18 protein-coding genes and 1 tRNA gene are annotated in these 25,863 nt (G+C 71.6%); 4 read left to right on the top strand and 15 right to left on the bottom strand.

The genetic code is table 11. The features are described 5' to 3' along the window. Positions 1-130: 130 nt before the first annotated feature. On the top strand, positions 131-1,837 hold the full coding sequence (locus tag ACZ32T_RS16635; RefSeq protein ID WP_467367511.1) for a bifunctional 3'-5' exonuclease/DNA polymerase: 1,707 nt from the start codon (positions 131-133) through the stop codon (positions 1,835-1,837). A 104-nt stretch (positions 1,838-1,941) separates the two neighbouring features. Here the strand turns inward: ACZ32T_RS16635 and ACZ32T_RS16630 are convergent, their stop codons facing one another. Next, complete coding sequence (locus ACZ32T_RS16630) at positions 1,942-2,772, bottom strand: dioxygenase family protein (RefSeq protein WP_467367509.1); 831 nt, start codon at positions 2,770-2,772, stop codon at positions 1,942-1,944. An 83-nt stretch (positions 2,773-2,855) separates the two neighbouring features. Next, the gene (locus tag ACZ32T_RS16625) at positions 2,856-4,226 is read right to left on the bottom strand and encodes an alpha-lytic protease prodomain-containing protein (protein WP_467367507.1); all 1,371 of its coding nucleotides are present in this window, start codon (positions 4,224-4,226) and stop codon (positions 2,856-2,858) included. Between the two features lie 183 nt (positions 4,227-4,409). On the opposite strand from ACZ32T_RS16625, the gene ACZ32T_RS16620 reads away from it, so the two are divergent. Next, positions 4,410-5,459 carry a DUF2804 domain-containing protein gene (locus ACZ32T_RS16620; protein ID WP_467269703.1) on the top strand — a complete coding sequence of 350 codons (1,050 nt, stop codon included), beginning with the start codon at positions 4,410-4,412 and terminating at the stop codon, positions 5,457-5,459. Between the two features lie 37 nt (positions 5,460-5,496). Further along, a complete protein-coding gene (locus tag ACZ32T_RS16615; protein ID WP_467367505.1) occupies positions 5,497-6,177 on the top strand; it encodes a phosphotransferase in 681 nt (226 codons plus the stop codon). Positions 6,178-6,279: 102 nt separating this feature from the next. Here the strand turns inward: ACZ32T_RS16615 and ACZ32T_RS16610 are convergent, their stop codons facing one another. Beyond that, positions 6,280-6,633 carry a hypothetical protein gene (locus tag ACZ32T_RS16610; protein ID WP_467269700.1) on the bottom strand — a complete coding sequence of 118 codons (354 nt, stop codon included), beginning with the start codon at positions 6,631-6,633 and terminating at the stop codon, positions 6,280-6,282. Between the two features lie 132 nt (positions 6,634-6,765). Beyond that, a complete protein-coding gene (locus ACZ32T_RS16605; protein ID WP_467269698.1) occupies positions 6,766-7,608 on the bottom strand; it encodes a sulfurtransferase in 843 nt (280 codons plus the stop codon). Positions 7,609-7,880: 272 nt separating this feature from the next. Here ACZ32T_RS16605 and ACZ32T_RS16600 point away from each other — a divergent pair, with 272 nt between their 5' ends. Further along, the gene (locus ACZ32T_RS16600) at positions 7,881-9,146 is read left to right on the top strand and encodes a family 16 glycosylhydrolase (RefSeq protein WP_467269696.1); all 1,266 of its coding nucleotides are present in this window, start codon (positions 7,881-7,883) and stop codon (positions 9,144-9,146) included. Positions 9,147-9,379: 233 nt separating this feature from the next. On the opposite strand, the gene ACZ32T_RS16595 is transcribed toward ACZ32T_RS16600, so the two are convergent. The 11 genes from ACZ32T_RS16595 to ACZ32T_RS16545 form a co-directional block, all read right to left on the bottom strand. Further along, a tRNA-Thr gene (locus tag ACZ32T_RS16595) sits at positions 9,380-9,453 on the bottom strand. Between the two features lie 98 nt (positions 9,454-9,551). Next, positions 9,552-11,081, bottom strand: a complete 1,530-nt coding sequence (locus tag ACZ32T_RS16590; protein ID WP_467269694.1) for an alpha/beta hydrolase — start codon at positions 11,079-11,081, stop codon at positions 9,552-9,554. A gap of 95 nt (positions 11,082-11,176) precedes the next feature. Beyond that, entirely contained in the window at positions 11,177-12,382 is a 1,206-nt protein-coding gene (locus ACZ32T_RS16585; protein ID WP_356713836.1) for a DNA polymerase III subunit delta', read from the bottom strand. Between the two features lie 115 nt (positions 12,383-12,497). Further along, positions 12,498-15,608, bottom strand: coding sequence for a dTMP kinase (tmk, locus tag ACZ32T_RS16580; protein WP_467367503.1), 3,111 nt, complete (start codon positions 15,606-15,608; stop codon positions 12,498-12,500). 190 nt (positions 15,609-15,798) lie between these two features. After that, positions 15,799-18,666 carry a type I DNA topoisomerase gene (gene topA / locus ACZ32T_RS16575; RefSeq protein ID WP_467269689.1) on the bottom strand — a complete coding sequence of 956 codons (2,868 nt, stop codon included), beginning with the start codon at positions 18,664-18,666 and terminating at the stop codon, positions 15,799-15,801. Positions 18,667-18,947: 281 nt separating this feature from the next. Further along, the gene (locus ACZ32T_RS16570; protein WP_467269688.1) at positions 18,948-19,145 is read right to left on the bottom strand and encodes a hypothetical protein; all 198 of its coding nucleotides are present in this window, start codon (positions 19,143-19,145) and stop codon (positions 18,948-18,950) included. 288 nt (positions 19,146-19,433) lie between these two features. Continuing rightward, positions 19,434-20,939: a DUF7059 domain-containing protein gene (locus ACZ32T_RS16565; protein ID WP_467269687.1), complete on the bottom strand. Its 1,506-nt coding sequence runs from the start codon at positions 20,937-20,939 to the stop codon at positions 19,434-19,436. Positions 20,940-21,034: 95 nt separating this feature from the next. Beyond that, on the bottom strand, positions 21,035-21,724 hold the full coding sequence (locus tag ACZ32T_RS16560) for a small secreted protein (RefSeq protein WP_467269685.1): 690 nt from the start codon (positions 21,722-21,724) through the stop codon (positions 21,035-21,037). 278 nt (positions 21,725-22,002) lie between these two features. After that, positions 22,003-24,459 carry a sodium-translocating pyrophosphatase gene (locus ACZ32T_RS16555; RefSeq protein ID WP_467367500.1) on the bottom strand — a complete coding sequence of 819 codons (2,457 nt, stop codon included), beginning with the start codon at positions 24,457-24,459 and terminating at the stop codon, positions 22,003-22,005. Positions 24,460-24,786: 327 nt separating this feature from the next. Continuing rightward, complete coding sequence (locus tag ACZ32T_RS16550; RefSeq protein WP_467367498.1) at positions 24,787-25,236, bottom strand: ATP-binding protein; 450 nt, start codon at positions 25,234-25,236, stop codon at positions 24,787-24,789. A 207-nt stretch (positions 25,237-25,443) separates the two neighbouring features. Further along, entirely contained in the window at positions 25,444-25,797 is a 354-nt protein-coding gene (locus ACZ32T_RS16545) for an STAS domain-containing protein (RefSeq protein ID WP_003967428.1), read from the bottom strand. Positions 25,798-25,863 lie beyond the last annotated feature (66 nt).

Raw genomic sequence — 25,863 nt, 5'->3', positions numbered from 1 at the left:
CCGTCTCCTCCGCCGCCTGCCGTGGCCCCGGTGCGCGCCGCGCGCACCTCACTCCGATCCTCGCGGCAGTCGGGCGCACCCGCGCGGCGAGGCGGGGCCCCCTGTCAGTGGCGGGTGCAAGACTCGGCCCATGACCGAACGTTGGGCTCTGGCCATCGCGGAAGGGGGCGGTGCGCTCCTCACGCCTCTGACGCGCGACGGCCTGCCCGCCGGTCCCGTCCTGGCCGAGCCCGACCTCGCCGAGTCCGTCCGTTCCCGGCCCGGCGTGGCCCGCTGGGTCTGGCGCTCGACCGCCGGCATCTACCCCCGTCTGCTCGCCGCGGGCGTGCGGGTCGAGCGGTGCTACGACATCGAGTGCGCCGAGCTGCTGCTGCTCGGCCACGAGGGGCGGCTCGGGGAGCCCCGCTCCGCGGCGGCGGCCTGGGCACGGCTGCGCCGGGCTCCGGTGCCGCCCGATCCGCCGCCCCGCTCGGCGGAGCCCGGCTCCCAGTCCGCCCTCTTCGAGCCGCGCTCCGGCACCGATCTGTCCTTCGAAGCGCTGATCGAGGTCTACGCCGAGCAGCTGCGCCGCCACGAGGCGACGGAGCACCCCGGCAGGATGCGGCTGCTCACGGCCGCCGAGTCCGCGGGCATGCTGGTCGCCGCCGAGATGAACCGGGCCGGGCTGCCCTGGCGCGCCGATGTCCACCGCGAGGTGCTGGACGGCCTGCTCGGTGAGCGTTACGCGGGCGGCGGCGAACCCCGAAGACTGGCCGAGGCCGCGGAGGAGGTGTCGGCCGCCTTCGGCAGACGGGTGCGGCCCGATCTGCCGGCCGATGTCGTGAAGGCGTTCGCGCAGGCCGGGATCAAGGTCAGGTCGACCCGGCGGTGGGAGCTGGAGGAGCTCGACCACCCGGCGGTGGAACCGCTGATCCGCTACAAGAAGCTGTACCGCGTCTGGACGGCCCACGGCTGGAGCTGGCTCCAGGACTGGGTGCGTGAGGGCCGCTTCCGCCCCGAGTACCAGCCGGGAGGCACGGTCAGCGGGCGCTGGACGACCAACGGCGGCGGGGCGCTTCAGATCCCCAAGGTGATACGCCAGGCGGTCGTCGCCGACGAGGGCTGGCGGCTGGTGGTGGCGGACGCCGACCAGATGGAGCCCCGGGTGCTGGCCGCGATCTCCCGCGACCGGGGGCTGATGGAGGTGGCCGGACACGAGGGCGACCTCTACAAGGCCCTGTCCGACCGGGCGTTCCACGGCGACCGCGATCACGCCAAGATCGCGCTGCTGGGCGCGATCTACGGGCAGACCTCGGGTGACGGCCTGAAGAACCTGGCGGCACTGCGGCGACGGTTCCCGCACGCCGTCGGTTACGTCGACGACGCGGCCAGGGCGGGCGAGGAGGGTCGCCTCGTCCGCACCTGGCTGGGACGCACGAGCCCACCCGCCGCCGGGGCGGAAGAGGACGGGGAGGCCGGCATCCCGCAGGAGAGCGAGGAGCCGCCGGCCGGGGAGAGTGCCGGCACCTACGGCCTCACCCCGGGCTACGCCTCACCGAACGCCCGGGCGCGGGGCCGCTTCACCCGCAACTTCGTGGTGCAGGGAAGCGCGGCGGACTGGGCGCTGCTGCTCCTGGCGGCACTCCGGCAGAGGCTCACCACCGAGGGGATGCGGGCGGAGCTGGTGTTCTTCCAGCACGACGAGGTGATCGTGCACTGCCCGGCCGGGGAGGCGCCCGCGGTGGTGGAGGCGATCCGCGAGGCCGGGGAGCTGGCGGGCCGCGTCACGTTCGGGGAGACACCGGTGCGGTTCCCCTTCAGCACGGCGGTCGTCGAGCGCTATTCGGATGCGAAGTAGGCGGCGTCGGTCACTGTGAGGGCCGCTGTGCGGGCCGCTCCCGGGGACGAGGGCCGGAAGCCCGGACCGGGGACGGAGTCCCGGCCCGGGCCGCTGCCGCGTGTCTACCCGCGCTCCCACAGCGCGGGGACCAGCGGCGGTTCCCACCCGGCGATGGCGGAGTGTGCCTGGAGACAGCGGAAGGAGACGCCGTCGTAGGTCACCCGGTCACCGGCCCGGTAGGAGGTCCCCGCCGCCCAGGTGCCACCCGGCGGATCGGTCGGCGGATCGGTCGGATCCGGCTGCTGGGCGACATCGAGCACGAAGTCGAAGGTGCCCTGCCGCCCGGACCCCGCGCTGCGCACGTTCATCAGCAGCGCCGGATCGTAGAGGGCGTCGGTGGCGTTGCGCGGCTCACCCGGGAAGTAGAGCTGGGTGGTGAGCACGGGGCGCCCCGGCGCCTGGGCCTTCACATGGATGTGCCGGGTGCGCCCGGGATACAGGCCCGCCACCACCGTGGTGAGCTCGAAGGCCCCGTTCGCGTCGGTGAACTGGTGTCCGCGGAAGGCGAACCCGCTCATGTCGTACGCCCCGCCGGCGTCCGCCTGCCAGAAGTCGAGGAGCACTCCCGGCAGTGGCTTGCAGGCCCTGCCGAACACATATCCGCTGACGGTGAGCGGGGTGCCGGGGGTACCGGACGTCACCAGGCTGGTCCGGAGCGGGGAGTCGGGCTTGAAGTAGGGCCCCTCCATCTGCGCGGGGGTCGGATCGTCCCCGTCGTCACAGGCGGGCGTGAGCGCCAGGGGTGCGCCGCCGGCGCCGGTGTCACGGGCCAGGGCGATGCCCCCGCCCGCGATCAGGGGCACGGCGCTCGCCGCGACGGCGGCCCGCAGGAGGTTCTTGCGGCTGATCGGGCGGCCGTGAGGTCCGGCCTCGGAGGATGAACTCTCGGTCATGGCTGCTTCCTCGGTGTACGGGATTTCCTCGGACGCGGATGTCCTATGGGCCTCGGCCACGTGCCTCGTGCGCGGAGCGGCCGTCAGACCCGCTGCCAGAGCGCGGGCACGTTCGGCGGCTGCCAGCCGGCCTGCGCCTGGTGGCCCTGCAGACAGCGGTAGCTCGCACCGCCGTACGTCACCACAGCGCCGGCGGCGTACGTCGTCCCCGCGGCCCAGGTGCCGCCCGGGTCGGTCGGCGGGTCGGTCGGATCGGTGGGCGGGTCGGTCGGCGTACCGCTGGTGACGAGGGTCAGTCCGTAGGCGGCCAGCGCCGGGTTGACCGGCTGGTAGTACGTCGTACCGCCCTGGGAGCAGTTTCCGGAGCCGCCGGAGGTGACGCCCTGCGCCTGGCTGCCCGAGATGAACGAGCCTCCGGAGTCGCCGGGTTCCGCGCAGACACTGGTGCGCGTCACACCGGAGATGGTGCCCTCCGGGTAGGTGACGCTGGTGCCGTGCTGCTGGATGGTGCCGCAGTGCCAGCCGGTCGTGGAACCGGAGCGGCAGACCGAGGAGCCCACCACGGCCTGGGTGGAGCCGGTGACGGTCACGTCGCCGTTCCCGTATCCGTTCACCAGGGCGCGGGGCGTCCAGTTGGCGTTGGTGGCGACCCAGGCGTAGTCACGGCCGGGGAAGGTGGAGCCCTGGAAGGAGCCCTGGGCCTGCTGGTTGGCCCCGGTGGTGGTGACACCCGGCGTTCCGCAGTGCCCTGCGGTGACGAAGCCGTTCTGGGTGCCGCGCTTGACGGGGAAGCCGATGGAACAGCGGCCCGAGCCGTTCATGTAGTACGCGTCGCCGCCGCGCAGATCCGCGTAGGCGCGCGGCTGTTCGGCGGAGCGGTTGACCTGTACGAGATCGCGGGAGACCCCGGCCCCCGCCAGGAAGCTGTCCGCCGCCGACGTACGGGCGGCGTTGACGACCAGGCGGTTCGTGCTGACGTCGACGTACCAGGACGGCACGTCCTTCGGTGCCTTCTCCAGCGCCACCGCGTCCAGCGCCGCCTTGGCGGCTTCGAGGCGGTCCAGGCTGTGTCCGACGACCTCCGCGCGGGCTCCCGCGGCGGTGATCCGTCCGACGTCGGCGCGGTCGGTGGTGGCGACGACGAGGACGGCGGCCCCGTCGCTCAGCCGGGCTCCGGCGAAGTCCGCACCGAGGGACTTCTCCAGCGCCGCCGCGACGGCCGCCGCCCGGTACTCGTCCGCTATCCGGTCCTCGGCCTCGTCGGCGTCGAGGCCGAGGTCACGGCTCATGGCTTCGATCAGTCCCGGCGAGAGCCGGTCGACGGCGGCAGGAACTGCGCCGGCCGACTGGCCGGCCGAGGCGACACCGGTCAGACCGGCGAGGGCGAGCGCGCCCACCGTCACGGCGGCGGCTCCTGCGGCGAACGCGCGTCTGCGGAGCACGGTTGTCTCCACGTCACTCTCCTTGTGTTCGGGGGGCGTCGGGCTCCGGGGGAGCGGAGCCCGGGTGCGAACTGCCGAAAAGGTAGCCGCGCACGGGCCGTGGACAGGAGATCCCGTCCGCCCCCTACCACCGCGTTATGGGGCGCGCCCGAAGCCGTGCCCGGGCAGGGCTCCGCACCGCTATAGGCTCCGGCCATGGCGACGCACGAGCACGAGATCACCGAGCCCGTCGACCTCTGTCTGTCCGACGGCACCTTGAACCCGGCGGCGGTCGGCTGGTCGAGGAAGCCGCTGCACCGGGCCAATCTGCGGGGCTGGGGCCGGACGAAGCGGTGGGAGTACTGGTGCGTGACCACGCCGACCCATCTGGTGGCCCTGACGGTGAGCGACCTCGACTTCCTGGCACTGAACACGGTCTACGTGCTGGAATTCGGCCCCGGAGGCCGCGAGTTCGAGTGCTCCTCGATCGTCCCCGCCGGCCGGGGCGTCCACCTTCCCGACACCGTCGCCGGGGCCCCCGGATCCGAGGACGTGGTCGTCGGCCCCGCCCGCCCGACCGGCGGCAAGGTGCGCGTCGAGATCCGTGACGAGAACGCCGGCACGAGGCTCCGGGCCCGGTGTCTGACCCCGGAGCGGCTGCCGCTGGAGGTCGGCCTCCTGGTGTCGCGGCCGGAAGGACACGAGTCGCTCTCCGTGGTCGTGCCGTGGAGCGAGCAGCGCTTCCAGTACACCTCCAAGCACACCGCGCTCCCCGCCTCCGGCCGGGTGCGGATCGGCAACGATCTGCTGACGTTCGGCGGGGAGGACACCTGGGCCGTCCTGGACCATGGCCGCGGGCGCTGGCCGCGTACGGTCGACTGGAACTGGGGCGCCGCGTCCGGCCGTACGGACGGGCACACGGTCGGCCTCCAGTTCGGCGGACGCTGGACGGAGGGCACCGGCTCCACCGAGAACGGCCTCTGTGTGGACGGCCGGCTCACCAAGATCGGCGAGGAGCTGGACTGGCGGTGGTCCGTCTCCGACCCCCTGGCTCCCTGGACCCTCCGTACACCCTCGTCCGACCAGGTGGACCTGACATTCACGCCGTTCCACAACCGGGCCGTGCACACGGACGTCGGTCTGATCGCCAACCGCACCGACCAGTGCTTCGGTCACTACGACGGCCGGATCCGTACCGACGAGGGAACCTCGATCGCCGTGGACCGGCTGCTGGGCTGGGCCGAGGACGTCCACATGCGCTGGTGACTCCCCCGGCCCGGACGGCGCGGGTAGGTTTCCCCTCATGCATATAGGCCCACTCCTGGGCTCGGGACGCACCGCCGACGTGTACGCACTCGACGGCCCCTGGGTCCTGCGCCGCTACCGCGACGGCGTCGACGCCACCGGTGAACTGGCCGTGCTGTCCTACCTCTCGGCCTCGGGCTACCCCGTCCCCCGCATCGGCCCGCCGGCCGAGGAGGCGCTTCCCACCGACCTGGTGATGCGCCGGCTGACCGGGCCGACGCTGGCCGAGGCGCTGCGGGCGGGCACGCTCACCGAGGGGGCGGGCGCCGAGCTGCTGGCGCGGCTCCTGCGGGAGCTGCACGCGATCCCTCCACGGCTCTCCCAGGACCCCGAGGACCGGATCCTCCACCTGGAGCTCCACCCGGGGAACGTCATCATGACCCCCGACGGTGCCATGGTGACCGACTGGCTGACCGCCGGTGAGGGCCCGCCCGAACTGGACCGGGCCATGACATCGATGATCCTGGCCCAGGGTGCCCTCGATCCCACGTCCCCCGCCGGCGATCAGCTCCGCGAGCTGCTGGCCGCGCTGCTCTCCCGGTTCGCGGACGACGGCGGCGTGCCCGCCGGCGCCCTCGCCCGGGCCACCGCCCTGCGCGCGGCGGACCCTCGGCTCACCGCCCACGGGACGGCGGTGCTGGACGAGGCGGCGGAGCTCGTCTCCTCGCTGGCTGCCTGACGGCACTCCCGCCGCCGGCATCCGGGGCGCGGGCCCGCTCCCCGGACCCCGCCCCCGTCCGGGGCACCGCGTGGCGGGCGCCCGCGAGCGCCCCGGCGCCGGTCAGCCGTTGAGCGCGTACGCCAGGGTGACCACCGGGAAGGGCCACACCACGACGCCGAGCAGGGCCAGCCGGCCCATCGGGGTCATGCGGCTCAGCGGAGGCGAGCGGTACAGGCCGGTCAGCACGGCCGCCCCCGCGGCGAGAATCCCGGCCGCCCCCAGCAGGAACGACACGGGTGACTCGCCGGAGGCAGCACTCCACATCGACACCATCAGCACCATGCACCCGAGAAAGAACAGCGCGGCGAGGGGCACGGACCAGACCAGGGCGACCAGGAGGACCTGGCCGTTCGTGGCGGGACGAGGGCGGGGCGCGCGCGCCGTCGAGGCGGGAGCGGGGAGGGCGGGGAACATGCGCGGCTGCCTTTCAGCACTGCGGAGTATGTGCCTCTCCACTCTGCGGCAGCCTCCCCGCGGCATGCGCGCGCATACTCAGGCTCTGCGGGCCACGGCACTCATTCCCCCGTCGGCCACACCGCCGACTGCCTACGGGCCTGTCACGGCCGGGAGTTCGGACGGCCGGCCCCACTCGCTCCACGATCCGTCGTACACGGACACCTCGCTGTAACCGGCGAGTTCGGCGCCCAGTGCGAGGACGCAGGCGGTGACGCCCGAGCCGCAGCTGACGACCAGGCGTTCACGCTCTCCGAGCAACGCGCCGAACACCGCGCGCAGTTCCGGGGCCGGGAGCATCCGGCCGTCGCGCTGGATCTCCCCGAACGGCAGGTTCAGCGCCCCCGGCGCGTGGCCCCGCCGGAGCCCCGGCCGAGGCTCGGCCACCGTACCGGCGAAGCGTTCCCGGGTACGTGCGTCGAGGACAGCCGATCGCGGGTCCGCCAGGGCGGCCGCCACCGCCTCGCTGCCGACCAGCATCCCCTCGCGGGGACGGGCGGTGAAGTCCCCGGTGCGCCCGGCGTCTCCGGGAGCGGGACCCTCCTCCACCGGCAGCCCGGCCGCGATCCAGGCGGGCAGGCCGCCGTCGAGCACCGCGACCCGGCCGAAGCCCATGGCGCGCAGCATCCACCAGGCGCGGGCACTGGAGTAGACACCGGCGGCGTCATGGACGACGACGGTGTCGGTGCCGTCGACCCCCAAGGCACGCATCTCCTCGGTGAAGCGCCGGGCACCGGGCATCGTGTGCGGCAGCGGCACGGTGTGGTCGGACATCGCGCCGTCGATGTCGAAGCGCAGGGCCCCCGGAATCCGCCGCTCCGTCGCGCGGTGCGCGCCCACGGAGGCGTCGAGGACCACGATCCCGCCCAGCCGGGCCGCGAGCCACTCGGGACCGACGAGCGGCCCGGGCAGGCCTCCCGCATCGTCTTCGGTCATGACTGTCCGCCCCCTCGGTCCCTTCACCAGCCGTCCGATCTTAAGCCCGGGTCAAAAGGGCCTTAAGCAATCCAGGGCCGGCAATGGCACATCCAAATACCGCCAGTTCAGGGCGATTTCATCGCCGTAGGCCCGGTTGCCCGGCCGCGGGATCCGCGTACCATCGAGCTCCGTCGGCGGCGCACTCCGCAGGGCGAGAGCGCTCTCAGACCACTCCCGCCCCTCCGTCGGCTCCGTGTCCTGTTCTCCCCCACAGAAAAGGTACGCAGACCATGGCCTCTCACCGCGCACGCAGATGGTCACCCGCCGGACTGGCTCTCCTGCTCTCCGCCGCCCTCGTCGCCGCGTTCCTCCTCACCACCACCGGCCCGGGCACCCCCCGGGCCGACGCCGCCGCGCAGACATGGGCCGACGAGTTCGACGGCGCCGCCGGCAGCGCTCCGGACTCCTCGAAGTGGACCCTGGAGAAGGGAGGCTCGGGCAACGGCAACAACGAGTTGCAGTACTACACGGACAGCACCCGGAACGCCTCCCTGGACGGGAACGGCAACCTGGTGATCACCGCTCACCGGAACAGCGACTCCGGCCTCCAGTGCTGGTACGGCACCTGCCAGTACACCTCCGCCCGGCTGAACACCGCGCAGACGTTCACCCAGGCGTACGGCCGCTACGAGGCCCGGATCAAGATTCCGCGCGGCCAGGGCATCTGGCCGGCCTTCTGGATGCTCGGCGACGACCTCGGCAGTGTCGGATGGCCGAACAGCGGCGAGATCGACATCATGGAGAACGTCGGCAAGGAGCCCGGCACCGTCCACGGCACCATCCACGGCCCCGGCTACTCAGGCGGCGCCGGCATCGGGGCCTCGTACAGCCTGCCGGACGGCCGGGACTTCGCCGACGACTTCCACACCTTCGCGGTCGACTGGAGCCCGAACGCCCTGGTCTGGTCGGTGGACGGCCAGACCTACCAGACACGCACCCCCGCCGATGTGAACGGCAACAAGTGGGTCTTCGACCACCCCTTCTTCATCGTCCTGAACCTGGCCGTGGGCGGTAACTGGCCCGGCAGCCCGGATGGTTCCACCTCTCTCCCCCAGACGATGACCGTCGACTACGTACGGGTCTCGGCCTCGGACGGTTCCGGCGGCGGCTCGGGCACCCCCGGCCCGATCAAGGGCATCGGCGGCATGTGCGTCGACGTCGCCGGCGCCTCGGACGCGGACGGCACCCCGATCCAGCTGCACAACTGCACCGGCGTCGACGCCCAGAAGTGGACCCTGGCCGACGACGGCTCCGTACGGGCCTTCGGTAAGTGCCTGGACGTGCGGGGCGGCTCCACCGCCGACGGGGCAGCCGTCCAGCTCTACACCTGCAACGGGACCGGGGCACAGAAGTGGGTCCACACCCAGGCCGGCGACCTGACCAACACCGCGGCGGACAAGTGCCTCGACGCCACCGGCGGCTCCTCGGCAGACGGCACACGGCTCCAGATATGGACCTGCACGGGCGCGGCCGGCCAGAAGTGGACCGTCGGCTGACCACCGGAGCCCGCCAGGGGCCGGCCGCCGGCACCCTGGGTATCAGGCGGTCCGGACCGGGCTGATGTCCGACCTGCCGGCCGGCGGCGGCTCCCGGTGCTGGGCCGCCGGGGCCGCCCTGGCCGATCGAGAACCGGATACGGAGGCGGCCGCCCAGGCAGCGCGGCGACGCGCGTGACCCAGCACAAGCAAAAGCCCCAGGTCACGGCGAGTGAGTCCTGAGGCTTCTACAGAGCCGCCTTCGGGATTCGAACCCGAGACCTACGCATTACGAGTGCGTTGCTCTGGCCAACTGAGCTAAGGCGGCACGCTCTGTCGCACCATGGTGCGGTCAGCAGCGACGCCAAGTCTACACAGTTTCCAGGGGTGCTCCGCACCGCCCGGCGCCGCTGCCGTATCCGCAGGTCAGGTGCACTTCTTTCCGTCCTTGGGCGGCGTGCCCTCCAGCAGGTAGGTGTTGATCGCCGTGTCGACGCAGTCGCTGCCCCGGCCGTACGCCGTGTGCCCGTCGCCCTCGTAGGTCAGCAAAGTGCCGGAGGAGAGCTGCTCCGCGAGGGACTCGGCCCACTTGTACGGGGTGGCCGGGTCCCGGGTGGTGCCGACCACGACGATCGGGGCCGCGCCCTCCGCCTCGGTGCGGTGCGGGGTGCCGGTGGGCTCCACGGGCCAGGATCCGCAGTTCAGCGCGGCCCAGGCGAAGCCCCTGCCGAAGACCGGGGAGGCCTTCTCGAATTCCGGCACGGCGTTCTCCACCTCTGCGGGACCGGCGAAGGCGGGGGCCAGGTCGAGGCAGTTCACGGCGGCGTTGGCGAACATGAGGTTGGCGTACTTGCCGCTCGGCCCGCGCTCGTAGTAGCTGTCGGCCAGCGAGAGGAGGCCGGCGCCGTCACCGCGCCGAGCGGAGGCGACGGCCTCGCGGAGCTGGGGCCAGGCGGCCTCGTCGTACATGGCGGCGATCACACCCGTGGTCGCCAGGGATTCGGTCAGCTTCCGGGTCTCGCCGGTCGGCACGGGCTCGGCGTCCAGATCACCGAAGAGCTTCTTCAGGGCGGTCGCGGCCGCGGCGGTGGACGTGGTGCCCAGCGGACAGTCGGCCTGCTTCACGCAGTCCGCGGCGAACGACTGGAAGGCCGTCTCGAAACCGGCGGTCTGATCGCGGTTGATGTCCACCGCGGGGAGCGAGGGGTCCATCGCCCCGTCCAGGACGAGGCGCCCCGCCCGGGCGGGGAACAGGTCGGCGTAGGTCGCGCCGAGGAACGTGCCGTACGAGGCACCGACGTAGTTCAGCTTCTCGTCTCCGAGCAGGGACCGCAGGATGTCCATGTCACGCGCCGTCTCGACCGTGGACACATGCGGAAGGATCGTGCCGGAGCGCTTCGCGCAGCCGTCGGCGAACTTCTTGAAGGACTTGTTCAGCTCGGTGATCTCGCCCTTGTCGTCCGGAGTCTGGTCGACCTGCGTGTAGGCGTCCATTTCCTTGCCGGTGAGGCACTTGACCGGTTCACTGCGGGCCACTCCGCGCGGGTCGACGGCCACCATGTCGTACCGGGCGCGGACCGGGGCGGGGTAGCCGATGGCCGCGTACCCCTGGAGGTAGCCGACGGCCGAGCCGCCGGGGCCGCCGGGGTTGACCAGGAGCGAACCGATCCGCTTGCCCGGGCCGGTGGCCTTCTTACGCGAGACGGCCAGCTTCACGTCCCCGCCGCCGGGCTTCGCGTAGTCGAGCGGCGCCTTCATCGTGGTGCACTGGAAGCCCTCCACGCCGCAGTCCCGCCAGCGCAGCTTCTGCGCGTAGTACGGCTCGAGTTCCTCGGCGACCGCCGAACCCGTCGCCGACGCGCTCGGCGCCGAACTTCCGCTGCTGCAGCCGGAGACGAGGAGGCCGGCAGTGCCGAGCGCGGTGGCGAAGATGCGGAGCAGGCGCCTGGTGTCCATCCCCGGAGCGTAGCCGCCGTGTGACGACTCGACCGATTCCCTGCTCATACGGGTGAATTCGCACCCTGGGTGCGGTCCGCAGGTGAACGCCGGGCTCAGCCCGCCCGGAGCGCGACCGCCATGGCCTCCACGGCCAGCAACGGCGCGACGTTACGGTCGAGGGCGCGGCGGCAGGCGATCACGGCCTCTATCCGGCGCAGGGTGCGCTCGGGGGTGGACGACTCGGCGATCCGGTCGAGGGAGTCCCGTACGTCGGTGTTGGCGAGGGCGATCCGGGAGCCGAGCTGGAGTGCCAGCACATCGCGGTAGAAGCCGGTCAGCTCGCTGAGTGCGAGGTCCAGGCTGTCGCGCTGCGTACGCGTCCTGCGGCGCTTCTGCCTGTCCTCCAGCTCCTTCATCGCACCCGCCGTCCCACGAGGCATCCGGCCCCCCGCGACACCACCGAGCGCCGCCTTCAGATCGTCCGTCTCCTTGACGTCGACCTCCTCGGCGACCTGTTTGGCGTCGTCGGTCGCCGTGTCGATCAGCTCCTGGGCCGCCTTGAGGCAGCCGCCGACGTCATGGACGCGCAGCGGAAGCTTGAGCACGGCGGCACGGCGGGCCCGGGCCCGCTCGTCCGTGGCCAGCCGTCGCGCCCGGCCGATGTGCCCCTGGGTGGCACGGGCGGCCGACGCGGCCCGCTCCGGGTCGATGCCGTCACGCCTGATCAGCACCTCGGCCACGGCGTCGACCGGGGGCGTACGGAGCGTGAGGTGACGGCAGCGGGAGCGGATCGTGGGCAGCACGTCCTCGAGGGAGGGTGCGCAGAGCAGCCACACCGTGCGGGGCGCGGGCTCCTCCACCGCCTTCAGCAGGACGTTGCCCGCGCCCTCGGTGAGGCGGTCGGCGTCCTCCATGACGATGACCTGCCAGCGGCCCACGGCGGGGGACAACTGGGCACGGCGCACCAGCTCACGGGTCTCCTTCACGCCGATCGAGAGCAGATCCGTCCGGATCACCTCGACGTCTGCGTGGGTACCGATCAGAGCCGTGTGGCAGCCGTCGCAGAAGCCGCAGCCGGGAGCCCCGCCCAGGGCACGGTCGGGGCTGGTGCACTGGAGCGCGGCGGCGAAGGCACGGGCGGCCGTGGACCTGCCCGAGCCGGGCGGACCCGTGAACAGCCAGGCATGGGTCATCTTCGATCCGGGCGGCACCGGCTCACCCGCGGAGACGGCGGTCACCAGGACATCGGCGTCCCGGGCGGCGGCACCGAGCTGCTCCTGCACCCGGTCCTGTCCGACCAGGTCGTCCCAAACGGTCATGGTCACCGCCCTTCCGGTGGCGTGGTGCTGGAACGCCGGAACCCCGGCGCCTCCCTATTGTGCGGGAAGGGTCCGACAGTCCCGGCGTTCCGTGCCCGCGCCCGGCATCCGCCCGTCAGCGGCGGGGCCGGCGCCCGCCGCGTCCGGAGCCGCCCTGGTCGTCGTCGTTACCGCCGAGCAGTTCGTCGGCCAGGGACGGCAGATCGTCGAGCGGCGTCTCCTCGGCCCAGTCGGGACGCGGACGCTTCTGGCGGCCGGAAGCGCCCTGCGCCGCCGGTCCCCCCTGCGGGTCGTCACTGATCTGCGGCAGCTCACGCGTCCGCTCGTTCTCACTCTCGGGGCGGGAGGCCCCGCGCTCGTCCCGGAAGACACCCGGCGGAACCCGGTCCGACGGGTCCCCGTCACGCACGGGCGGCAGGACAGCGGTCTCGTCCGCGTCGCGCACCGGCGGCAGGACAGTCGTCTCGTCCGCGTCGGGCGCCGGGCGGTCCGGCCGGGCGACCGGCACAGGCTGCGTGATCTCGTTCGGGTTCACGACCGGAGTCGGGACGGTGAGCTCGTTGTCCGGCACGGTCGGCCCGGTGGACCGGGAGCCGGACTCCTGGGAACGCTCCGCGGCGGCGGCTGCCGCCGCCTCCTCGGCGCGGGCAGCCGCCTCGGCCTCGGCACGGCGGCGGGCCTCCTCGGCCCGCACCAGCGCCTCCTCCGCCTTGCGCTGCTTCTCCAGGCGCAGTTCCTCCGCCTCCTTGCGCAGCCGCGCCTCCTCCTGGGCCTGCAGGCGCAGCCGCTCCTGCTCGGCCTCGCGCACCCGCTCCTCGGCTTCGAGACGGGCTCGCTCCTCCTCCGCGCGGCGGCGGGCCTCCTCGGCACGCTGCCGTGCCTCCTCGGCCTGCCGTTCGGCCTCGCGCTGCCGCGCCTCTTCCTCCTCGCGGCGCCTGCGCTCCTCCTCCTCGGCGCGGAGCTTGGCGAGCTGAGCCTGCCGCTCGCGCTCCAGCCGCTCCTCCTCGGCCTTGCGCGCGGCCTCTTCCTCGGCCTTGCGCCGGGCTTCCTCCTCGGCGGCCTTGCGTGCCTCTTCCTGAGCCTTGATCTCGGCCTCGGAGAGCGGGAGCAGCCGGTCGAGCCGGTGGCGTACGACCGTGGTGACCGCTTCCGGCTCCTGCCCGGCGTCCACCACCAGGTAGCGGGCCGGGTCGGCCGCCGCGAGGGTGAGGAAGCCGGACCGCACCCGGGTGTGGAATTCGGCCGGTTCGGACTCCAGCCGGTCGGGTGCCTCGGTGAAGCGTTCCCGTGCCGTCTCCGGGTCGACGTCCAGAAGGACCGTCAGGTGCGGTACGAGCCCACTCGTCGCCCAGCGCGAGATCCGGGCGATCTCGGTCGGGGCGAGGTCACGGCCCGCGCCCTGGTAGGCCACGGACGAGTCGATGTAGCGGTCGGAGATCACGATCGCGCCGCGCTCCAGCGCCGGGCGGACGACCGAGTCCACGTGCTCGGCCCGGTCCGCGGCGTACAGCAGCGCCTCGGCCCGGTTCGACAGACCGGCCGACGACACGTCCAGCAGGATCGACCGCAGGCGCTTGCCGACCGGGGTGGCACCCGGCTCGCGCGTCACGACGACCTCATGGCCCTTGGCGCGGATCCATTCGGCGAGTGCCTCGACCTGAGTGGACTTTCCGGCTCCGTCGCCGCCCTCCAGGACGAGGAAGAAACCGTTCGCCGCGGGGGCGACGGGGGTGTCGCCGCCGCGCAGCGCCTCACGCAGGTCGCGGCGGAGCGGCACACCGGCACGGTCGTCGGTCCTGGCGAGGACGGTCACCGCGACGGGCAGCAGCAGCGCGCCGACGAGCATCAGCGTGAAGGCCGCGCCGCCGTGCGCGAAGACGAAGTCGCCGGACCCCAGACGGTGCCGTCCGATGGCGGCGGCGAGCAGCGGTCCGCCCACCGCGCCGAGCGCGACCAGCACCCGGACCACGGCCTGGAGGTGCTCGGTGGCCCTGGCCTGCCGGAACGCCTCCGTCTCCTGGTCGATGACCGCGTGCCCGATGTTGGCGGCGACCCCCGCCGCGTAACCGGCGAGCAGCGCGATCAGCAGCCCGGTGGCGGTGTCGGGCACCAGGCCGAGCGCGAGGAGCGCCACGCCCGTGACAGCGACCGCCAGGGCCAGCAGCCGGCGACGCGAAAGGGCGGGGAGCACCTTCCGCGCGGTACGGATACCGAGCGCGGTGCCACCGGTCAGGGCCAGGATCAGCAGGGCGAAGGTGGCGGGCCCGCCACCGAGGTCGGCGGCGTGCAGCACGGAGACGCCCGCTGCTGCGGCGATGGCCCCGGCGACCGCGGCGCACGCGGCGACGACCAGCGGGATGCTCCCGGTGCGGCCCTTGTCGGGCCCCGTTGTGCCGGCCGGCCGGCGCAGGCCTTCCAGGGGCGAGCGCGGGCGGGGCGTGCGGGTGGCCGGAAGCTGGAGGAAGTACAGCGTCGAGACGGAGGCGGCGAAGAGCCCCGCCGCGATGTAGGACCCGAGGGCGGCCTCGTGGAAGGAGAACCAGTCGAAGCCGGTGCCCAGCAGTTCACCGATCAGCGCGGCGACCACCAGCACGACCGCGGCCGCGGGGACCGCCAGGAAGTTCGTCCGCAGGGAGAGCGTGCGGAGGGCGTCGAGGTGGTCCGGCAGCGGGCGCACGGCGGCGCCCTCCGGGGGCGGGGCGGGAAGCAGCGCGGGAGCCGCGCTCTCCTTGGCCACCGCCCACAGCCGTTCGCCGACGCCTGCCACGAAGACGGTGATCAGGATCATCATGAGTGCCTTGTCCGGCATCCAGTCGATCCACAGGGGCGCGACGACCAGCAGGGCGAGCCGCAGCGCGTCCGCCCCGATCATCAGCCAGCGCCGGTCGATCGGACCGCCGGGCGCCGTGAGCGCCGTAAGGGGTCCCAGTAGTACGGCTCCGAAGAGCACGGTGGAAAGAATCCGGGCACCGAACACGGCGGCGACGGCAAAGGCCGCCCCGCGGTATCCGGCCCCGAAGGAGCCCTCGAGGACCGCCGCCTGCAGCGACAAAAGCACAAGCACAAGAAGGGCGAGTGAATCGCCGATACTGCCGACGAGCTGGGCGCTCCACAACCGCCTGAGCGGGGGAACACGCAACAGGGCTCGTACGGCGCGCTCGCGTGAGTCTGCGGCAAGTGTGTCGGAGGTGGGGCTCACGACCGGTGGCTGCTCGGCTCGCGTCATCCGCCCAGCCTATCGGGAGCGGTGCGGTGGCCGGGGGGCGCGTCCGAACATATGCCCAACGGGCACGTCGTCGGCACCTCGCGACAACGACGGAAGGGCCGGGTCTCCCCGGCCCTTCCGTCGTACGTGCACGGCTGAACGCCTGCTTTCCTCGGCTCGCGCGGCCGACCGCCGGCGGATCAGCTCGCCGTCAGCTCTCCTCGGAGGGGGCCGAAGCGGTCTTCTTCGCCGCGGCGGTCGCCTTCTTCGCCGGCGCCTTCTTGGCGGCGGTGGTCTTCTTGGCGGCCGTCGTCTTGGTGGCGGTGGTCTTCTTGGCGGTCGTCTTCTTCGCCGCCGTGGCCTTCTTCGCGGTCGCCTTCTTGGCCGGAGCCTTCTTCGCCGTCTTCTTCTTCGCCGGGCCCTTCGCCCGCTTCTCGGCGAGCAGCTCGTAACCGCGCTCCGGCGTGATGTCCTCGACGCTGTCGTCGGTCCGCAGCGTCGCGTTCGTCTCGCCGTCGGTGACGTACGCGCCGAAGCGGCCGTCCTTCACGACCACCGGGGATCCGCTCACGGGGTCCGTGCCCAGCTCCTTCAGCGGCGGCTTGGCGGCGGCCCGCCCCCGCTGCTTCGGCTGCGCGTAGATCGCGAGGGCCTCGTCGAGCGTGATGTCGAAGAGCTGGTCCTCGGACGTGAGGGAACGCGAGTCCGTCCCCTTCTTCAGGTAGGGCCCGTAGCGGCCGTTCTGCGCGGTGATCTCGACGCCGTCGGCGTCCTCGCCGACGACCCTCGGCAGGGACATCAGCTTGAGCGCGTCGGCCAGCGTCACCGTGTCGAGGGACATGGACTTGAAGAGTGACGCGGTCCGCGGCTTCACCGCGTTCTTGCCCGTCTTCGGGGTGCCCTCGGGGAGTACCTCGGTGACGTACGGGCCGTAGCGGCCGTCCTTCGCGATGATCTGGTGACCGCTGACCGGGTCGGTGCCGAGCTCGAAGTCGCCGCTCGGCTTGGCCAGCAGTTCCTCCGCGTACTCCACGGACAGCTCGTCGGGCGCCAGGTCCTCCGGCACGTCCGCGCGCTGGTGGCCCTCGGAGTCCTTCTCACCACGCTCGATGTACGGGCCGTAGCGGCCGACGCGGAGCTTGATGTCGTTGCCGACGGGGAACGAGGAGATCTCGCGGGCGTCGATCGCGCCCAGGTCGGTCACGAGTTCCTTCAGACCACCGAGGTGGTCCCCGTCGCCGTTGCCCGCGGCGGAGGCCGCGCCCGCACCGGTCGTGCCGTCACCCGTGCCGAAGTAGAAGTGCCGCAGCCATGGCACGGACTGGGCCTCGCCCCGCGCGATGCGGTCGAGGTCGTCCTCCATACGGGCGGTGAAGTCGTAGTCGACGAGCCGGCCGAAGTGCTTCTCCAGCAGGTTGACCACGGCGAACGAGAGGAACGACGGCACCAGGGCCGTGCCCTTCTTGAACACGTAGCCGCGGTCGAGGATGGTCCCGATGATCGAGGCGTACGTCGACGGACGGCCGATCTCGCGCTCTTCGAGCTCCTTGACCAGCGAGGCCTCGGTGTAACGGGCCGGCGGCTTGGTGGCGTGGCCGTCGACCGTGACCTCGTCGGCGGTCAGCGCGTCGCCCTCGGCGACCTGCGGCAGCCTGCGCTCACGGTCGTCCAGCTCGGCGTTCGGGTCGTCCGCGCCTTCGACGTACGCCTTCATGAAGCCGTGGAAGGTGATCGTCTTGCCGGACGCGGAGAACTCGGCGTCCCGGCCGTCGCTCGCCCGTCCACCGATCTTGACGGTGACGGAGTTACCGACGGCGTCCTTCATCTGGGAGGCGACGGTCCGCTTCCAGATCAGCTCGTAGAGCCGGAACTGGTCGCCGGTGAGGCCGGTCTCGGCCGGGGTGCGGAAGCGGTCGCCCGAGGGGCGGATCGCCTCGTGCGCCTCCTGCGCGTTCTTGACCTTCCCTGCGTACGTGCGGGGCTTGTCGGGCAGGTAGTTCGCACCGTACAGCTGTGTGACCTGCGCCCGGGCCGCTGAGACCGCGGTGTCCGAGAGGGTGGTGGAGTCCGTACGCATGTAGGTGATGAAGCCGTTCTCGTACAGCTTCTGCGCCACCTGCATCGTGGCCTTGGCCCCGAACCCCAGCTTCCGGCTGGCCTCCTGCTGGAGGGTCGTCGTACGGAAGGGCGCGTACGGCGAGCGGCGGTACGGCTTCGACTCGACCGAGCGGACCGCGAACGCGGAGTCGGCGAGCGCCGCGGCCAGGGCGCGGGCGTTCGCCTCGTCCAGGTGCAGCGTCTGTGCGGAGCCCTGCTTGAGCTGCCCGTCGGGACCGAAGTCGCGGCCCTGGGCGATGCGGCGCCCGTCGACCGCGCTGAGGCGGGCGGTGAGCGTCGAGGGGTCGGAGAGGTCACCGGCGCGTCCGGTGGCGAAGGTGCCGGTCAGGTCCCAGTACTCGGCGGAACGGAAGGCGATGCGCTCGCGCTCCCGCTCGACGACGAGGCGGGTGGCGACCGACTGGACACGGCCCGCGGAGAGCCGCGGCATGACCTTCTTCCACAGGACCGGCGAGACCTCGTAGCCGTAGAGGCGGTCGAGGATGCGACGGGTCTCCTGGGCGTCGACCATGCGCTGGTTGAGCTCGCGCGGGTTGGCGACGGCGGCCCTGATCGCGTCCTTGGTGATCTCGTGGAAGACCATCCGGTGGACCGGGACCTTGGGCCTGAGGACTTCCTGCAGGTGCCACGCGATGGCTTCGCCCTCGCGGTCCTCATCGGTGGCGAGGAAGAGTTCGTCGGATTCGGCGAGGAGCTGCTTGAGCTTCCTGACCTGGGCTTTCTTGTCGGCATTGACGACGTAGATCGGCTGGAAGTCGTTTTCGACGTCCACACCGAGGCGGCGTACCTCACCGGTGTACTCGTCCGGCACCTCGGCGGCGCCGTTCGGCAGGTCGCGGATGTGCCCGACGCTCGCCTCGACGACGTATCCGGGGCCGAGATAGCCCTTGATCGTCTTCGCCTTGGCAGGCGACTCGACAATGACGAGTCGGCGGCCTGCGGTCTCGCTGGTCGGGGACAACTTCGCTCTTCTCTCCGGTCGGCACTCGTGGGGCATCCGGGCAGCGCTCTTACGCTGCCCGCGGTGCTGTCGCTGCGGAGTGTGACGGTACAACCCGCCCCCGTGTCAAACGGTAAAAGCCCGCAACGGCCACTCGAACGGTAACCCGACTTCCGCCATTCCTGCCGCCCGGACCGCCCGGTCCACTCCGTGCACGGCTGTCGCCTGCGGGTTTCGCGGTCCTGCGGGGGAACCTGCGGGAACGGCCGGCCGGCGGCCGACGCCCCCACCGGGCAAGCGGATCAGACGCGGATGAAGCACCACACGCCGAGGACGAGGAAGAGTACGCCGAAGAGGGTGGCGAGGGCGGTGGAGGCGACAGGGCTCACACCGAGCGCGACCGGCGCCCGCTGGATGGTGCGCGCCCCCGTCCAGACGAGGAGGGCGGCACCGAACAGCGCGAAGGCCGCACCGGCGAAGACCGCGGTGACACTCTCCATGTCGTACCCCTCACGCTCGGGCCTGCGGGCGCCTCGGCCCTCGGCAGAGGGGAGGCTGCCACGCCGGGGCGGCCTCGGCGCGAACCGCGGATGAACGCCGCGCGGCCGCCCGGCGAACGGCCGTGAGCGGAACCCGCACACCGCACCGGGGCGGCGTGCGGGCGGACGCTCAGGCCCTGGTCGCAGGGGTGTCGAGCGCCGGGGCGCACGGCTCGGGCTTACGGAGCGGAGCGTGGAGGAGGGCCGGGGAGACCGGCGCCACGGGCTCCCGTCACCGCAGGGAAGGCGTCAGCGCACGGGGTCCAGGAAGCCTTCCTCCACCAGCAGCCGGATCGCCTGCGGGGTGCGGTCGCGCAGCAGCACCGGGTCCTCCGCCGTCAGCTGGGCGATGGCGTCCAGGATGCGCCCCGCGGGGAGCGATCCGTCGCACACGCCCGCGAACCCGGCCCCGACGGCGTCGACCTTGGTCGCCCGGCGCATCCCGCGGTGCTGACGCAGCACCACGTGCTCGGGATCCTCCGCCCCAGGCAGCCCGACCTGCTCCTGCACGACCTCCTCGGCAAGCGTGAAGTGCGCGGCGAGCAGCGCCGCGTCGTCGTGTTCCCGCAGGTAGTCCTGCCGTGCGAAATGGGCCTCGACGGCGGGCCCGAGGGGCTGCTCGATCGAGTGCGGCCACTCCTCGGCGACGAGCGAGGGATTCCCGGCTGCGGCAGCGGCGGACTTCCGGAGCGTGATCCAGCCGAAGCCGACGGCCTTGGTGCTGCGGGCCTCGAACTCGTCCAGCCACGCCTCGTACCGCTCGGTGTACAGCGCGGGATCGGTGCGGTGGTCGCCGCTGTCGCGCAGCCACAGCTCGGCGTACTGCGTGACGTCCTGCACCTCGCGCTGCACGATCCAGGCGTCGCATCCGGCGGGAACCCAGGAGCGCACCCGGTCCTGCCACTCCTCGCCTTCCACGTGCTGCCAGTTGGCGAGGAACTGCGCGTATCCGCCCTCGTTGAGCCGGTCCCCGGCCTCCTGCACGAGCGCCCGGCACAGATCGTCGCCGCCCATGCCGCCGTCGCGGTAGGTCAGCCGGGCGCCGGGCGAGATGACGAAGGGCGGGTTGGACACGATCAGGTCGTACGTCTCCGTACCGACCGGTTCGAAGAGGGAGCCCTCCCGCAGGTCGGCGGGGGCGGCTCCGGACAGCGCGAGGGTGAGACGGGTGAATTCGAGGGCACGCGGGTTGACGTCCGTGGCGGTCACCCTCGTGGCGTGCTGGGCGGCGTGCAGGGCCTGGATGCCGGAGCCCGTACCGATATCGAGGGCGGAGGCCACGGGCCTGCGCACGGTGATCCCGGCGAGTGTGGTGGAGGCACCGCCGACTCCGAGGACGACGCCCTCGTCGTGCGAGCCGATGCCGCCGGCCCCGCCTACGGCGCATCCCAGGTCGGACACGATGAACCAGTCCTGGCCCTCCGGCCCGCCGTAAGGCCGCACGTCGACGGTCGCTCTGACCAGGTCGCCCTCGTGCACCACCCAGCCGTCCTCCACGCACTCCTCCAGTGGAAGGGCCGCAGTGGCCGCGGGGGCGGGAACAGGGCGCTGCAGAAGGAACAGCCGCACCAGCGTGTCGAGCGGCGAGCCCTTGCGGGTGGCCCGGAGCGCCGGGACGGTCTCGCTGCGGGCGAGTGCGGTGTACGCGGGCGCGCCGAGGCGTTCCAGGAGGCCGTCGGCGGTGAAGGCGGCGGCGATCAGGGCTTCGCGGAGCCGGGGGGCACGGTCGGATGCGGGAAGGCTGGACGTACTCACCCGACCATTGTGTCCGCTCCCGCCGACAACGGCAGCGGCCGGGCGTCCACGAGGACGGCCGGCCGCTGCGGATGCCGGTCCGGCGCTGTACGCCGCTACGACTTCTCGCTCGCCTTGTCGTCGGCCTTCTCGTCGTCGGCCTTCTCGCTCGCCTTTTCGTCGCTCGCCTTCTCGTCGCTCGCCTTCTCGCTCGGCGAGGGTGATGCCGGGGCGGACGGCGCGGAGGCGGGCGGGGCCGAGGCAGTCGGCTTCTGGCAGCCCTTCTGCTTGGCCATCGCCGAGCCGACCTCGCCGGACTGAAGCTTTTTCAGCGCCTGGTCACCGTTGGTGCTGATCTTGTTCAGCTCGTCGGCGATGTCCTTGAGACCGTCGGCGAACTTCGCCTGGTCCTTCGTGTCGAGCGCGTCGACCTTCGTCTTGAGGTCCGCGTAGGCCGCCGAGGAGGCGTTGAGCTCCTTCACGGCCTCCTTCTGGGTGGTCTCCCCGCCGTCCACGGGCGGTGCGCCCGCCGACTGCACGGCCGTGCCCAGCGCCTTGTAGGCCCCCGAGATCTGCTGGAAGGCGGCCGAGTCGGTCTTCTGGACGTCAGCGGGCTTGCTGTTGTCCGCGGTCTGCTGCTGGATCGCGGCATTGGCGTTCGCGATCTTCTGCAACTGCGGCTGAACCTGGTCGCAGACCTTCTTCGCCCAGTCGTTCACCTTGTTGTCGCTGTCGTCGCTGCAGCCCGACAGCGTCAGTACGAGTACCGCACCGCCGGACAGTGCGGCTGCAAGCTTCTTGTTCACCGGATTGGGTCCCTTCCAAGGCTCTCGGCCCCGGAACTTACACGCCGAGCAGGCAGCAATCAGGCGGCAGGCATCCGATATATATTCTTTTGCAGCCATTTGCACCAAGGGTAACTAGGGAGATACAACTCACCTGCGCACTCGGACACATGTCCGAGACGCCCTGCCGGCGGCAGCCGACGCGACGCGGAGCGGCGGACGGCACGTCAGTACGCGCCGTCCGCCGCCGTGCTGAGCGGGTGTCGGACACGGCACCGCACCGCCCATGACCTGTCGTGTCAGGAAACCGCCGCAGGGCCGGCGGACTTGGCAGGGCCGCCCCCGCCGCCGTCGCCACCGTGGCCCCCGCTGTCGCTGTCGCTGTCGCTGTCACCCACGGCGATTCCCCGTCGTTTGGACACGTAGACGGCGCCGATGATGACGACGATGGCGATGCCGGCCACCAGGGCACGCACGCCCGGACTCGCGTCGTCCCCGTAACTGAACTGAACCACCGCGGGGGCGATGAGCAGCGCCACGAGATTCATCACCTTGAGCAGCGGGTTGATGGCGGGGCCCGCCGTGTCCTTGAACGGGTCGCCGACCGTGTCGCCGATGACCGTCGCGGCATGGGCCTCGCTGCCCTTGCCGCCGTGATGGCCGTCCTCGACCAGTTTCTTGGCGTTGTCCCACGCACCTCCGGAGTTGGCGAGGAAGACGGCCATCAGGGTTCCCGTGGCGATCGCGCCCGCGAGGTAGGAGCCGAGGGCACCGACCCCCAGGGTGAATCCCACCGCGATCGGTGCCAGGACCGCGAGCAGCCCGGGTGTGGCCAGCTCGCGCAGCGCGTCCTTGGTGCAGATGTCGACGACACGGCCGTACTCCGGCTTCTCCGTGCGGTCCATGATCCCGGGGTGCTCCCGGAACTGCCGCCGCACCTCGTGGACCACGGCCCCCGCCGAACGGGAGACCGCGTTGATGGCCAGTCCGGAGAAGAGGAAGACGACCGCGGCTCCGAGGATCAGGCCGACCAAATTGTTCGGCTGCGAGATGTCCAGGCTCAGCCCGAGCTCCCCCGCCTGTGCCCCCACATCTCCGACCGCGGTGGCGATGGCGTCCCGGTACGAGCCGAAGAGCGCGGCCGCGGCCAGGACCGCTGTGGCGATCGCGATGCCCTTGGTGATGGCCTTGGTGGTGTTGCCGACGGCGTCCAGGTCGGTGAGGACCTGGGCTCCCGCACCCGTGACGTCCCCGGACATCTCGGCGATGCCCTGGGCGTTGTCGGAGACCGGGCCGAAGGTGTCCATCGCGACGATGACCCCCACGGTGGTGAGGAGACCGGTGCCCGCCAGGGCGACCGCGAAGAGCGCGAGCATGATCGACGTACCGCCGAGCAGGAACGCCCCGTAGACACCCAGACCGATCAGGAGCGCGGTGTAGACCGCCGACTCCAGGCCGATGGAGATTCCCGCGAGCACGACGGTGGCCGGGCCGGTCAGCGAGGACTTCCCGATGTCCCGGACGGGACGCCGGCTGGTCTCGGTGAAGTAGCCGGTGAGCTGCTGGATCAGGGCGGCGAGCACGATCCCGATGGCCACGGCGACCAGGGCGAAGACGCGCGGGTCGCCGCCGTGCGAGGCGATGGCGTCGTCGGTGACGCCGTCCAGTCCGGCGTACGAGGACGGCAGATGGACGAAGACGGCCACGGCCACGAGCGCGAGCGAGATCACGGCGGAGACGAAGAACCCGCGGTTGATGGCGCTCATCCCGCTCCGGTCCGCGCGCCGGGGCGCGACCGCGAAGATCCCGATCATCGCCGTGACCACCCCGATCGCCGGGACGATCAACGGAAAGGCGAGCCCCGCGTCGCCGAATGCGGCCTTGCCGAGGATCAGCGCGGCCACCAACGTCACGGCGTAGGACTCGAAGAGGTCGGCGGCCATGCCCGCGCAGTCGCCGACGTTGTCGCCCACGTTGTCGGCGATGGTGGCGGCGTTGCGCGGGTCGTCCTCGGGGATGCCTTGCTCCACCTTGCCCACGAGGTCGGCACCCACGTCGGCGGCCTTGGTGAAGATGCCGCCCCCCACCCTCATGAACATGGCGATCAGCGCGGCGCCGAGACCGAATCCCTCCAGCACCTTGGGCGCGTCGGCGGCATAGACGAGTACCACGCAGGAGGCACCGAGCAGGCCGAGGCCCACGGTGATCATCCCGACCACACCACCCGTACGGAAAGCGATCTTCATCGCTTTGTGCGAAACGGTGGTGAGATCTCTCTCCGGTTCTCCTTCCGCTGGAGTCGCCTCACGCGCGGCGGCGGCCACACGCACATTGCTGCGTACGGCGAGCCGCATACCGATGTAACCGGTGGCTGCCGAGAAAAGCGCACCCACCAGGAAGAACAGCGAGCGCCCGGCCCGCTGCGACCAGTTGTCGGCCGGAAGCAGCAGGAGCAGGAAGAACACGACGACAGCGAAGATGCCGACGGTACGCAACTGCCGGGCAAGATAGGCATTCGCTCCTTCCTGGACGGCCGCCGCGATCTCCTTCATGCGTTCGGTGCCTTCACCCGCCGCCAGCACCTGGCGTGCGAGCAACTTGGCCACGACCAGCGCGGCAAGGGCGACGACAGCGATGACGACGACAATCAGCCGGTTGCTGTCGGTGAGTGCGGCGGCCGCGAGTGCGGTGGACCGGCCGGAAGGTACGGGAACGTGCGTCAGTTCTGCCAGTGGGGTGTTGAAGAACTCCGCCATACGTCCTCCTTGACGCTGAGCGCTCAAGACGTGGACGGATTGTAGGGAGCGGAGCCTGATCAAAACAGTGGGTGGTCAATGAAATCGACTTTCGTCCACCCAATGACAAATGATCTCGCGCGCATGTGAACCCGATTGCAGTAATGGGGCAGACGCATGACACGCACGGGAATTGCCGTAGATCATTGATCAAGCGGAAATAAAAAGGCCCTGCTCAGCAGGGCCGGAAAACGTGATCAGGTTCAGCGGGCCAGGGGCCGACCAGAGCCAGGTCAGGTCAGGTCAGGTCAGGTCAGGTCAGGTCAGGTCAGGTCAGGTCAGGTCAGGTCAGGGAAGCACGACGGCGGGAGTCGTCGGCCAGGACATGCGGATCACTCCACCGTCCGCACCTGTGCGGACTTCCACGTCGTCGACCAGTCCGCTGATGACCGCGAGGCCCATCTCGTCCTCGCTGTCGGCGTCGGTCGCGGGATCGTCCGGGCCTCCACCGCCCTGCGCTCCCGTCACCGAGGCGTCGCTTCCCGGGGCGACGTGCCCGTCGCCGACCTCGATGGAGAAAGCCTTCTCCTCCTCGGTCAGAACGACCGTGACCGGGGCGGCGATGTCATGGCTACGGTGCAGCCCTACGGCGCGGCTGCACGCCTCGCCGACCGCGAGCCTGACCTCGTCGAGCACCGCCTCGTCGACACCGGCCCTGCGCGCCACGGCGGCTGCCACGAGGCGGGCCGTCCTGACGTGTTCGGGCTGAGCGCTGAAGCGGAGTTCAACGGTTGGCATGCCATCCCCCTCGAACGTACGGGCGTGCATCTCAGGGGCCCGGGCGTGGCGCCCGGCACCCCTGTTCTCATTCTCCTCCGGGAACCGACGAAGCCGGCAGCCGACCACTTGGTCGACCGCCTGCTCGTGGCGGCCTGCCTGCTGCCGCCTGCCGGTCCGTCACAGCGTGCCTGCCGGCCTTGGAGCTGCCGGCCTGCACCCGACGAGTCAGTCGGTAGCCGCGACAGCCTCGTCGACCGTGGTGTGGATGGGAAACACCTTGGTCAGACCTGTGATCCGGAAGATCTTGAGAATGCGCTCCTGGTTGCACACCAGGCGCAGCGAGCCCTCATGGGCCCGGACACGCTTCAAGCCGCCCACGAGCACGCCGAGGCCGGTGGAGTCGAGGAAGTCGACGCCTTCCATGTCGACAACCAAGTGGTAGCTGCCGTCATTCACCAACTCGACCAACTGCTCGCGCAGCTTGGGCGCGGTATACACATCAATCTCGCCACCGACCTCGACGACCGTACGGTCGCCACCAGGCCCGGACACATTGCGAGTCGACAGGGACAGGTCCACGGATCCTCCAGCACCTTGCTATCGAGCGGTCGCCCCTCGGTCTCCCCGACGGAGGCCAGGGGACGG

The organism is Streptomyces sp. NPDC023573 (assembly GCF_055559735.1).
Note: the sequence above shows the minus strand (reverse complement) of the source record. Positions and strands in the feature narration are given on the sequence as shown.

Coding starts and splice junctions, on each gene's coding strand:
- ACZ32T_RS16600 (WP_467269696.1), top strand. CDS start 7,881: ATGGCCTCTCACCGCGCACGCAGATGGTCACCCGCCGGACTGGCTCTC.
- ACZ32T_RS16620 (WP_467269703.1), top strand. CDS start 4,410: ATGGCGACGCACGAGCACGAGATCACCGAGCCCGTCGACCTCTGTCTG.
- ACZ32T_RS16550 (WP_467367498.1), bottom strand. CDS start 25,236: ATGCCAACCGTTGAACTCCGCTTCAGCGCTCAGCCCGAACACGTCAGG.
- ACZ32T_RS16555 (WP_467367500.1), bottom strand. CDS start 24,459: ATGGCGGAGTTCTTCAACACCCCACTGGCAGAACTGACGCACGTTCCC.
- ACZ32T_RS16590 (WP_467269694.1), bottom strand. CDS start 11,081: ATGGACACCAGGCGCCTGCTCCGCATCTTCGCCACCGCGCTCGGCACT.
- tmk (WP_467367503.1), bottom strand. CDS start 15,608: ATGACGCGAGCCGAGCAGCCACCGGTCGTGAGCCCCACCTCCGACACA.
- ACZ32T_RS16570 (WP_467269688.1), bottom strand. CDS start 19,145: ATGGAGAGTGTCACCGCGGTCTTCGCCGGTGCGGCCTTCGCGCTGTTC.
- ACZ32T_RS16615 (WP_467367505.1), top strand. CDS start 5,497: ATGCATATAGGCCCACTCCTGGGCTCGGGACGCACCGCCGACGTGTAC.
- ACZ32T_RS16630 (WP_467367509.1), bottom strand. CDS start 2,772: ATGACCGAGAGTTCATCCTCCGAGGCCGGACCTCACGGCCGCCCGATC.
- ACZ32T_RS16635 (WP_467367511.1), top strand. CDS start 131: ATGACCGAACGTTGGGCTCTGGCCATCGCGGAAGGGGGCGGTGCGCTC.
- ACZ32T_RS16610 (WP_467269700.1), bottom strand. CDS start 6,633: ATGTTCCCCGCCCTCCCCGCTCCCGCCTCGACGGCGCGCGCGCCCCGC.
- ACZ32T_RS16585 (WP_356713836.1), bottom strand. CDS start 12,382: ATGACCGTTTGGGACGACCTGGTCGGACAGGACCGGGTGCAGGAGCAG.
- ACZ32T_RS16605 (WP_467269698.1), bottom strand. CDS start 7,608: ATGACCGAAGACGATGCGGGAGGCCTGCCCGGGCCGCTCGTCGGTCCC.